The sequence below is a fragment of the Terrabacter terrigena genome, from assembly GCF_042676085.1.
Lineage (GTDB): Bacteria > Actinomycetota > Actinomycetes > Actinomycetales > Dermatophilaceae > Terrabacter > Terrabacter terrigena.
This window is the reverse complement of sequence record NZ_JBHTKH010000017.1, coordinates 77,710-87,999: the sequence shown is the minus strand read 5'-3', so window position 1 is coordinate 87,999 and position 10,290 is coordinate 77,710. Positions and strand designations below refer to the sequence as shown.

Here is a 10,290-nt window from a genome sequence, read left to right as displayed (position 1 = left end):
GACCTGCTCCGGCTCAACTCGATGTTCCAGCCCCGCATCCCCGGTGACGAGCACCCCGGCCTACCCGCCGACTCGCCTGCCGCCGTGGAACACTGAGCGCATGCTCATCAACTTCGCGCTGCAGACGGTCATCAACGCCGTCGCCCTGTGGATCGCCGCGTGGGCCATCCCGGGCATCACGTTCGGTGAGGGCCGCACGGGCAACATCTTCTGGACCGTCGTCCTCGTCGCCCTGGTCTTCGGCGTCGTCAACGCCTTGATCCGGCCCGTCGCGAAGCTGCTGTCGATGCCGTTCATCATCCTGACGCTGGGACTGTTCGTCTTCATCGTCAACGCGCTGATGCTCGAGCTCACCTCGTGGCTCGCCGGCAAGCTCAACCTGGCGTTCCACATCGACCACTTCTTCTGGGACGCCGTCTTCGGGGCGCTCATCGTCACCTTCGTCTCGATGATCCTCAGCTTCATCAAGACCGACTGACGCGCACCGCACCCGGTGAGTACGCGTGAGCCCGTCTTCCGTCCGGAAGACGGGCTCACGGCATACGCCCCCGGGTCGGCCACCTGCCCGCCGACCGGGGTGTCGGTTCGGAGGGTGTCGGCGCGGGGTCCTACCGTCGAGCCATGCGGTTGCTCCACACCTCCGACTGGCACCTCGGGCGCACGCTCCACGGCGTGAACCTCCACGAGGCGCAGGCGGCTGTCCTGGAGCGCATCTGCGAGCTCGTCGAGTCGCCCCCCGACGGCATCCCCGTCGACGCGGTGCTCGTCGCGGGAGACGTCTACGACCGGGGTGTCCCGCCCGTCGAGTCGGTGCAGCTCTTCGAGTGGACCCTCTCGCGGCTGTCTGCCGTCACGACCGTCGTCATCACGTCGGGCAACCACGACTCGGCGATCCGCCTCGGCTACGGCTCCGGGCTCTTCCGCGACCGCATCCGCATGGTCACCGACCTCGGGCAGCTCGACCTGCCGGTCCTGCTCGAGGGCGGCGACGGTGTGCGGGCCGCGATCTACGGCATCCCCTACCTCGACCCCGACCACGCGCGAGTTGCGCTGGCGGGTGGTGGTGAGCCGCTGCCGCGGTCGCACCAGGCCGTCGTCGGCGCTGCGTGCGACCGCATCCGCGCCGACCTCGCCGACCGTGCGGGCGTGCGTTCGGTCGTGCTCGCCCACGCGTTCGTCGCCGGCGCGGAGCCGAGCGACTCCGAGCGCTCGATCATGGTCGGCGGCGTCGACCGGGTGGCCGGCACCGTCTTCGCGGGCATCGACTACGCCGCGCTCGGCCACCTCCACGGGCCGCAGGCGCCCGACTCCGCGGAGGGGTCGGTCGTGCGCTACTCCGGGTCGCCGCTGCGCTACTCCTTCTCCGAGCAGGACCACCAGAAGGTCGTGCTGCTCGTCGACCTCGACGAGGCCGCACCCGCGCGGGTCACGCCCGTCGAGATCGCGCAGCCGCGCGCCATGGCCACCCTGCGCGGGCGACTCGACGAGCTGCTCGAGGCACCCGAGCACACCGCCGCCGAGAGCGCGTGGGTACGCGTCACGGTGACCGACCGCGTGCGGCCCGACTCGCTCATGGACCGCCTCAAGTCACGCTTCCCGCACGCGCTCCAGGTCTTCCACGAGCCCGAGGGCTCGGTCGAGCGCACCCGCGGCGGCACGACCGTCGTGAGCGAGCGCGACCCGCGCGAGCTCGGTTCCGACTTCATCGCCTACGTCACCAAGACCGAGGCGAGCGACGGTGAGGTCGACGTCTTCGCGGCCGGCTTCGAGGCCGCCGTCGTCGCCCAGCACAAGGCCGAGGCCCAGGAGGTGGCGTGACGTGCAGCTGCACCACCTCTCCATGACGGCCATCGGGCCCTATGCCGGCACCGAGGTCATCGACTTCACCACCGTCGGGCGCGCCGGCCTCTTCCTGCTCGAGGGCCCCACCGGCTCGGGCAAGTCGACGATCATCGACGCCATCACGTTCGCGCTCTACGGCAAGGTCGCCCAGGCCTCCGCCGACGTCGAGCGCATCCACTCGCACCACGCCGACCCACGCACCGTCCCGGTCGTCGTGCTCGTCTTCGAGACCCAGTCCGGGCTCTACCGGGTCCAGCGCACCCCGCGCTTCGAGCGACCGAAGTCGCGCGGCGCGGGCTCGACGGTGCAGCAGCCAACGATCAAGCTGTGGCGGCTCCAGACCCCCGACGACCTCACCGGTGGCGAGCTGCTGTCGACCAACATCGGCGACTGCGACGACGAGATCACGCGTGCCGTGGGGCTGACGCGCGACCAGTTCGTGCAGACGGTGATCCTGCCGCAGGGCGAGTTCGCGACGTTCCTCCGGGCGAGGTCGGAGGACAAGGGCAAGCTCCTCGAGAAGGTCTTCGGCACCGCGTTCTTCCGACGCGTGCAGGACGAGATCGTCGAGGCCGGCAAGGCGGCCCAGGCCCGCAGGCAGTCGGCCGTCGACGAGATCCGCCTGGCCGTGCACGCCCTCGCCGTCTCGGCGGGCCTCGAGACCGAGCGCCGCGACGTGCTCGAGGCCCTGAGCCGCACCGCCCCCGAGGCTCTCGAGGCCGAGCTGGCCCAGGTCGTCGACGAGCTGATGACACGCGAGCGGCACGCCGGCAAGGCCAGCCGCGAGGCGATCGAGACCCACAAGCAGATGGCCGACATGGTCAGCGACGCCAGGCTGCGCATGCAGCGCCGCGAACGCCTGCTCGCACTGCAGCAGCAGGAGCACGACCTCGGCAAGCAGGCCGTGCGCTTCACCGAGCTGCGCGAGGAGGTCTCGCGGGCGCAGCAGGCCCGGCCGGTCGCGGGCGCCGTGCGCACGCTCGCGCTGTCCGAGCAGGCATTGCGTCGAGCGGACGTCTCCCTCCGCCGGGCGCGCGAGCAGGTCGAGCCGGGCCTGCGCGACCGCGGCCCTGCCGCCCTGCGCGAGGCGGCCGCTCATGCGCGGGAGGTCGTCGGCTCTCTCACCGGCGCCATCTCCGTCGAGGCCGCACTCGGCTCGCGCCTGGCCGAGCAGCGGCGTCTCGCCGAGCGACGCGACGGCATCCGACGCTCCGCCGCGGCAGTGACGACCGAGCTCGACGCCCTGCCGGCAGCCATCCGCGCGCACGAGGAGGCCCTCACCGAGGCCCGGCGAGTGGCCGCTCTCGTCGACGGGCGGGCCGCGGAGGGCGAGCGGGCGAAGGAGCGCCTCGAGGCGGCGCTGGCGCACGCTGCGGCGGCCGGGCGGGTCCCGGGCTGCGAGGCCGCGGCTGCTGCGGCCCTGTCGGCCGTGGCCGCTGCCGAGACCGCCCTCGCCGGGCTGCGGCGCGCACGCATCGAGGGGATCGCCGGCGAGCTCGGCCTGTCGCTCACCGCCGGCGACCCGTGCCCGGTCTGTGGCTCCACGGAGCACCCGTCGCCGGCGCGCCCGACCCTCGACGCCGTCACTCCCGAGCAGATCGAGACGGAGGAGACCCGCGTCGTGGAGCTGCGGCGGCGGGCGGCGACCGCCGCCGACGCCCTCGCTGCCCTGCGCTCCGAGGTGCGTGAGCTCGCGGCCCGTGCAGACGGGCTCGACGTCGCGAAGGCGCGCTCGCGGGCCGAGGACGCAGCCCGCGAGCTGGCCGAGTCGGTGCGGGCCCGGTCCGACGTCGAGGCCGGAGCCACCCGGCTCGGCGAGCTGCGCGACAGGGCCGAGGCCCTGTCCACCGAGGCCGCCACGCTCGGTGCCGAGCTCGCCCGCACCGAGCAGTCCGTCACCGACCTCGGCGCACGCATCGCCGAGGAGACCTCCCTCGTCGAGCAGGCCCGCGACGGTCACCCCAGTGTCGTGGCCAGGCGCGACGACCTCGTGGCGGCCGCCGGTCGCATCGACGCGCTGGTCGACGCCATCACCCAGCGCGATGTCGCCGCGGCGGCCGTCGCCGAGGACACCGCGGCCCGCGACTCCGACCTCGCCCAGTTCGGCTTCTCCGACGTCGCCGAGTGGATGGCCGCCGACCGCGGCACCGAGTGGATCAGCGCCCGCACCAAGGAGATCGACGACTTCGAGCGGGCCTGCACGCAGGTGCGGGCCGGCCTCACCGGGCCCGAGCTCGCCGACGTCCAGCTCGACGCCCTCTTCGACGACATCGATCAGCTCGAGGCGCTCGCCGTCGCCGCGAAGAAGGACATGGAGGCGGCCGCCCACGAGCACGGCAGCCTGCGCGACCAGGTGACGCGCACGAAGCGCCGGGCCGCCGACATCCGCGACGCCCTGTCACGCAACGCTGCCGTGATCGCCGAGACCGCCGACGCGGTGCGGGTCGGCCAGCTCGTCGCCGGCAACGGCGACAACCAGCTCAACCTCGACCTCGCGAAGTACGTCCTCATCCGGCGGTTCACCGAGGTGCTGTCGGCCGCCAACACCGAGCTCGGCCGCTTCTCGGGTGGTCGCTACACCCTCGAGCACACCGACGCGAAGAAGGGCAACGCCAAGTCGGGCCTCGGCGTGCGGGTGCACGACATGCACACCAACCAGGTGCGTGAGGTCGGCACGCTCTCCGGCGGCGAGACCTTCTACGTGTCCCTGTCGCTCGCGCTCGCGCTGGCCGAGGTGGTGCGCGCCGAGTCCGGTGGCGTCGACCTCGGCACCCTGTTCGTCGACGAGGGCTTCGGCACGCTCGACCCCGACGTGCTCGACGACGTCATGCACACGCTCGAGGGCCTGCGCGAGGGCGGGCGCACCGTCGGCATCGTCAGCCACGTCACCGAGCTGAAGTCGCGCGTCGCCGACCGCATCGAGGTGCTCGTCCGGCCCGACCGCACGAGCACCCTGCGCATCACCGCCTGACGGCCATCCCGTCGAAAGCGCGCTTCGTCACGCGGCGGGTGCCGACGGAAAGCCCGTTCGATCCCAGGGGTGTCGCGACCTTTCGATCGCGGGAGCGCCCCGTCGGGTCCGGCTCACGGCGGGACCACACGCGGCCCTAGGATCCGGGCATGAGCGTCGTCGCGAGCGTGTTCGTCGGTCTGGCCGCCCTGCTCCACGTCTACATCTTCTGCATGGAGAGCCTCGCCTGGACCCGGCCTGAGATCTGGCGTCGCTTCGGTGTCGCCGACCAGTCCGCGGCCGACGTGACGAGGCCGATGGCGTACAACCAGGGCTTCTACAACCTCTTCCTCGGGCTCGGTGCGGCGCTCGGCATCGTGCTCTGGTGGACCGGCCACCACGAGGTCGGCAAGACCCTCATGCTCTTCTGCACGGGTTCGATGGTGGCTGCCGCGACGGTGCTCATCACGACCGGCAGCAGCTACCTGCGGGCCGCGCTGTCGCAGGGCACCATCCCGCTCATCGGTTTCGTGCTGACGCTCCTCGCCTGACCACGACCGGTCAGGCGGGGCTCGCCTCCGCGTCGCCACTGCGGCGCGGTCCGCGAGGGGCGCCGATGACGAGGATGACGACACCGACCACGGCAGAGCCGAGCGCGAGCATGCCGTAGCCGGCGGAGCCGACCACGACACCGGCCGCGACGCCACCTCCGGCGCCGGCGAGGCCCATGAGCACGTCGGCAAATCCCTGGGTGGCGGGCCTCTCGTCGGTCGAGACCGCCGAGGTCAGCAGCGTCGAGCCCGACACGAGCGTGCACGACCAGCCGACTCCGAGCAGGAAGAGCGCGACGAGCAGCAGCCCCGACCAGCCGGCGTGCGAACGCGAAGCCAGCACGGCGGCAACCGCCAGCACCGCCCCGCCGGTCGTCGCCACGACCTGCCCGCCCCAGCGGTCGACGGCCATGCCGACGAGCGGTGACAGCGCGAACATCCCCATGATGTGCATCGAGATGACGAAGCCGATGACCTCCAGCTCGGCGTGCCCGTGCTTCATGTGGATCGGGGTCATCACCATGACGCTCACCATCACGAGGTGGCCGAGCGCCATCACGAGGATCCCCTGGAGCGCCCGCGGGTTGGCGCGCACCACGGTGAGGCCACGTCGCATCGAGCCGTCGTGGTTGGGGGCGCCGTGCTGCGTGGCGTCGGCGACGGAACCGGACGTCACGTCGTCGCCGCCGGAGCCTGCGACCAGAGCGTCCCGCTGCTGCTCGCCGTCGACTCGTCGCGCCTGGGCGTCGAGGACCCGCGCCGTGAGGAGCGGGTCGGGCCGCAGCAGCCGGTCTACGACGAACCATGCGAGCACGAACCCGGCGAGCGAGAAGACGAAGACGCCCGACAGCTCGGGAACACCGACCGCCTGCGCCACGGCCTTGCCCGGGCCGACGAGGTTCGGGCCGGCGACCGACCCGATGGTCGTCGCCCAGACGACGATGCTGAGGTCGCGCCCTCGGCGCGCCGGCACCGCGAGGTCGGCGGCGGCATACCTCGTCTGGTTGTTGGCGGTGGTGCCGCCGCCGAAGAGGAACATGCCCACGACGAAGAGCGGGAAGGAGCGCAGCACCGCGGCGACGAGGACGACCGCCGCGCCGACGAAGGCGAGGGTCAGGCCGAGGCGCAGACCCACCCGGCGTCCGCGGGCTGCCGTTGCCCTCGCCACCGGGATGGTGATGAGGGCCGTGCCGAGCACCTGCGCCGTGGTGCCGACGCCGGCGAGCGCCTCGGTGCCGCTGAGGTCCTCGGCGAGCAGCGCGCCCACCGCGATGCCGCAGGCCATGCCCACGCCACCGAGCACCTGCGAGCCGACGAGCGTGCGAATCACCCTGCGCTGCAGGGCAGCCCGGTCAAGTAGGGAGGGAGCGACGACCACAGACGTCAGACGTGCCGGCGGGAGGTGATGACCCGGAAGCGGTTCGCGACGAAGGCGGCGTCGGTGTAGGCCGCGTTGGCCGCCGGGTTGGCGCCGGTGCCGTGCAGGTCGGAGAACGCAGCCGTCTGGTTGACGAAGATCTGGCCGGTGAGGTTCTCGGACAGGGCGACCCCGCCAGCAGCGGCCGCGTCGCGCGCCGCGTCGAGCACGTCCTCGCTCGTGGAGTAGACGGCCGCCGTCATGGCGCCGTGCTCGTGCACGGTGTCGGCGAGCTGGGCCAGCGACTGCTCAGTCGAGGCGGTGCGGATCAGGAAGCCGACGGGGCCGAAGCACTCCTGCGTGTAGACGTCCTCGCGGGCGACGTCGAGCGCGACGAGACCCGGCGCGCGGACGACGGCGTCGGCGTACGTCGGGTGGGTGACGCGGCGCGAGTCGAGCACGACCCGGCCCCCCGCGTCGGACGCGAGCCGGCCGAGCGAGTCGGCGTTGCTGCGCACCTGGTCGTTGACGGTCGCGCCGAGCAGCTCGACGGCCTTGGTGTCGTCGCCGGTGAGCCGCCCCACGGCGCCGGCGAGCCTGTCGCCGAAGTCGTCGAAGGACAGGTGGCCCTCATCGGTGTCGATGCCGTCGGCCGGGACGTAGAGGTTCTGCGGCGCGGTGCACATCTGGCCGGAGTAGAGGGTCAGGCTGAAGGCGAGGTTGCCCAGCATGCCCTTGAGGTCGTCGGTCGAGTCGATGACGATCGAGTTGATGCCGGCCTTCTCCGTGTAGACGAGCGCGCCGCGGGCGCCGGCCTGCTGCTCGAGCCAGGCGCCGAACGTCGGACCACCGGTGTAGTCGATGATCGCGACGTCGTCGCGCTCGGCGAGCGTCCTGGCGAGCCCCTGGCCGTCGCCCTCGGGGGCGAGCTGGACGAGCGCGGCGTCGAAGCCCGCCTCGCTGAGCACCTCGCGGGCGACCTCGACCGAGATCGCGAGCGGCAGGACGGCCCGCGGGTGCGGCTTGACGACGACCGGGTTGCCCGTCACGAGCGAGGCGAAGATGCCGGGGTAGGCGTTCCACGTCGGGAACGTGTTGCAGCCGATGACGAGCGCGATGCCGCGCGGGACGATGCGGTAGTCCTTCTGCATGCGCGTCGGCGCCGGGTTGCCCTCGCGGTCGCGGCCGGGCTTCTCCGACACGACCGAGGCCGGCACGCGCTCCTGCTCGACGAGCCCCGCCGCCACCGCCTCGATCGCGCGGTCCTGGGCGTGCGGCCCGCCGGCCTGGAACGACATGACGAAAGGCTGGCCCGACGTGTGCATCACCGCGTTGGCGATCTCGAAGCTGCGCTTGTTGATGCGGTCGACGATCTCCACGCACACGGCGGCACGCACCTGCGGGCCGGCGTCGCGCCAGGCCGGGATCGCCGCCTTGGCGGCCTCGAAGGCGGCGTCGACGTCGAGCGCCGGGTAGGTCGCGCCGAGGGCCGGCCCGTAGGGCGACACCTCGCTGCCGACGAAGGCACCGTCGGTCGGCTGGCTCGACAGGGCGGCATACGGCTGCTGGAGGTGCGCCTCGTAGGCGTTCAGCCCCTCCGTGGCAGCGGACTCGCCGTAGACGCGCGGGCTCGGCGACTCGGGGTAGCGGGAGTACCAGGAACGCGTCGTGAGGGCCTGACGGATCTCGTCGAGGACCCCTGCGTGCGTGTCGAGGAGGGCGTGGGTGGGCGTCGTTGCCGGTGCAGTCACGACACGATGCTAGCCCCGGCCGCAGGTGCTCCCTGACCGCCCGGTGAGCACGCGGGCACCCGGACCCGGCAGGATGGCGGACATGGACACGGACACCCCCGGAGCCGGTGCAGCACGCAGCGAGGAGGACGCGGTCGAGTCGACGTTCGGCCCCGTCGGCGTCGTCGGCGCAGGAGCGATGGGAGCCGGCATCGCCCAGGTCGCGGCGACCGCCGGCCACCCTGTGACGCTCGTCGACCTCGTCGAGGGCGCAGCGGTGGCAGCCATCGAGAAGGTCGGCTCGGCACTGACGCGCCTGGTCGAGAAGGGCCGCCTGTCGCAGGACGACGCGTCCGCCGCGCTCGCCCGCATCACGCCGGCCGAGTCGCTCGACGGGCTGCCCGAGTGCGGCCTCGTCATCGAGGCCGTGCCCGAGAACCTCGCGGTCAAGCAGGGCATCTTCGCCGAGCTCGCCGAACGCCAGCCCTCGACCACCGTCCTCGCGACGAACACGTCGAGCATCGACATCGACGAGATCGCCGACGACGTCGCCGACCCGGAGCGCGTGCTCGGCCTGCACTTCTTCAACCCGCCACCGGTGATGGCCCTCGTCGAGGTGGTGCAGGGCAAGCGGACCGCGAAGGCCTACGTCGAGCACGTGACCGCGCTCATGGAGGCCTGGGGCAAGACTCCGGTGCGGTGCAGCTCGACGCCCGGCTTCATCGTCAACCGGGTCGCCCGGCCGTTCTACGGCGAGGCGCAGCGCATGGTCGAGGCCGGGATCGCCGACGCGGCAACGGTCGACTGGATCCTGCGCGAGAAGGGTGGCTTCCCGATGGGGCCGCTCGAGCTCACCGACTTCATCGGCCAGGACGTCAACCTCGCCGTCGGCACGTCGGTGTGGGAGCAGACCGACCACGACGAGCGATACGCGCCGACGGAGCTCCAGCGTGGGCTCGTCGAGGCGGGGCGGCTGGGTCGCAAGTCGGGCTCGGGCGTCTACACGTATGCCGCCGACGGTGCGGTCGAGGGGGCCGAACCCGACCTCGAACTCGCTGCTCGCCTCGTCGGCGGACCGGTCGAGACCGACCCGCTGGCACGCACGCTGGCGATGCTCGTCAACGAGGCCGTCGACCTCGTGGCGCGCGGCGAGGCCAGCGCCGACGACGTCGACACGGCGATGCGGCTCGGGGTGCGCTACCCCCGAGGCCCCATCGAGTGGGGGCGTGAGATCGGCTTCGACGTGGTCGCTCGCCAGCTGGCCGAGCTCGACACCGCCTACCCGGGCGGGCGTTACCGGCCGAGCCCGGCCCTGACCGACGGGAGCGTGTCATGAGCGACATCGACGAGCCCCACGTGGACGCGGGCGACGAGGGCGTCGCCTTCGCCCGGCAGATGTGGGCCGACGACCAGGCCTCGCGCCGCCTCGGCATGGAGGCCACGGTGGTCGAGCAGGACCACGCGGTCGTGCGGATGGGGATCCGCGACGACATGGTCAACGGCCACGCCATCTGCCACGGCGGCTACATCTTCACCTTGGCCGACTCGTGCTTCGCGCTTGCCTGCAACTCGCGGGGGCGCCTCACGGTGGCTGCCGGGGCCGACATCGCCTTCACCGCGCCCGGCAGGCTCGGTGACGTGCTGGTCGCCGAGGCGCGGGTGCGCTCGGCGTTCGGCCGCAGTGGCATCACGGACGTCACGGTCAAGCGTGAGTCGGACGGTCAGATCATCGCGGAGTTCCGCGGCCGCAGCCGCTCCCTCAAGCGCCACTGACGTCGCCCCACCGGCTCGCGGGCACACCCGGCCGCTCGCTCGCGCGCCGCCGCTCCGCGACGTCCCAACCGTCGCGAGGCCGATACG

The 10,290-nt window shown here is 72.5% G+C and carries 8 protein-coding genes; 6 read left to right on the top strand and 2 right to left on the bottom strand.

Going from position 1 to position 10,290, the window contains the following annotated elements; genetic code table 11:
* The first annotated feature begins 100 nt into the window (after positions 1 to 100).
* The 4 genes from ACFQ2V_RS18700 to ACFQ2V_RS18685 all read left to right on the top strand — a co-directional run bounded on the left by ACFQ2V_RS18700 (position 101) and on the right by ACFQ2V_RS18685 (position 5,343).
* Entirely contained in the window at positions 101 to 478 is a 378-nt protein-coding gene (locus ACFQ2V_RS18700) for a phage holin family protein (RefSeq protein ID WP_386054416.1), read from the top strand.
* A 143-nt stretch (positions 479 to 621) separates the two neighbouring features.
* Positions 622 to 1,818 carry an exonuclease SbcCD subunit D gene (locus ACFQ2V_RS18695; protein WP_386054415.1) on the top strand — a complete coding sequence of 399 codons (1,197 nt, stop codon included), beginning with the start codon at positions 622 to 624 and terminating at the stop codon, positions 1,816 to 1,818.
* A 1-nt stretch (position 1,819) separates the two neighbouring features.
* Positions 1,820 to 4,813: an AAA family ATPase gene (locus tag ACFQ2V_RS18690; protein WP_386054413.1), complete on the top strand. Its 2,994-nt coding sequence runs from the start codon at positions 1,820 to 1,822 to the stop codon at positions 4,811 to 4,813.
* Between the two features lie 149 nt (positions 4,814 to 4,962).
* Entirely contained in the window at positions 4,963 to 5,343 is a 381-nt protein-coding gene (locus ACFQ2V_RS18685) for a DUF1304 domain-containing protein (RefSeq protein ID WP_386054411.1), read from the top strand.
* A gap of 10 nt (positions 5,344 to 5,353) precedes the next feature.
* Here ACFQ2V_RS18685 and ACFQ2V_RS18680 read toward each other — a convergent pair whose 3' ends face one another.
* Both ACFQ2V_RS18680 and paaN read right to left on the bottom strand, forming a co-directional pair.
* Positions 5,354 to 6,673: an MFS transporter gene (locus tag ACFQ2V_RS18680; protein WP_386054410.1), complete on the bottom strand. Its 1,320-nt coding sequence runs from the start codon at positions 6,671 to 6,673 to the stop codon at positions 5,354 to 5,356.
* A gap of 53 nt (positions 6,674 to 6,726) precedes the next feature.
* Positions 6,727 to 8,451 (bottom strand): phenylacetic acid degradation protein PaaN, encoded by a 1,725-nt coding sequence (gene paaN, locus ACFQ2V_RS18675; RefSeq protein ID WP_386054409.1) that lies wholly within the window; start codon positions 8,449 to 8,451, stop codon positions 6,727 to 6,729.
* Positions 8,452 to 8,533: 82 nt separating this feature from the next.
* Here paaN and ACFQ2V_RS18670 point away from each other — a divergent pair, with 82 nt between their 5' ends.
* Positions 8,534 to 9,766 carry a 3-hydroxyacyl-CoA dehydrogenase NAD-binding domain-containing protein gene (locus ACFQ2V_RS18670; RefSeq protein WP_386054408.1) on the top strand — a complete coding sequence of 411 codons (1,233 nt, stop codon included), beginning with the start codon at positions 8,534 to 8,536 and terminating at the stop codon, positions 9,764 to 9,766.
* On the top strand, positions 9,763 to 10,203 hold the full coding sequence (gene paaI / locus ACFQ2V_RS18665) for a hydroxyphenylacetyl-CoA thioesterase PaaI (protein WP_386054406.1): 441 nt from the start codon (positions 9,763 to 9,765) through the stop codon (positions 10,201 to 10,203). The genes ACFQ2V_RS18670 and paaI overlap by 4 nt, the downstream gene beginning before the upstream one ends.
* The last annotated feature ends 87 nt before the right edge of the window (positions 10,204 to 10,290 follow it).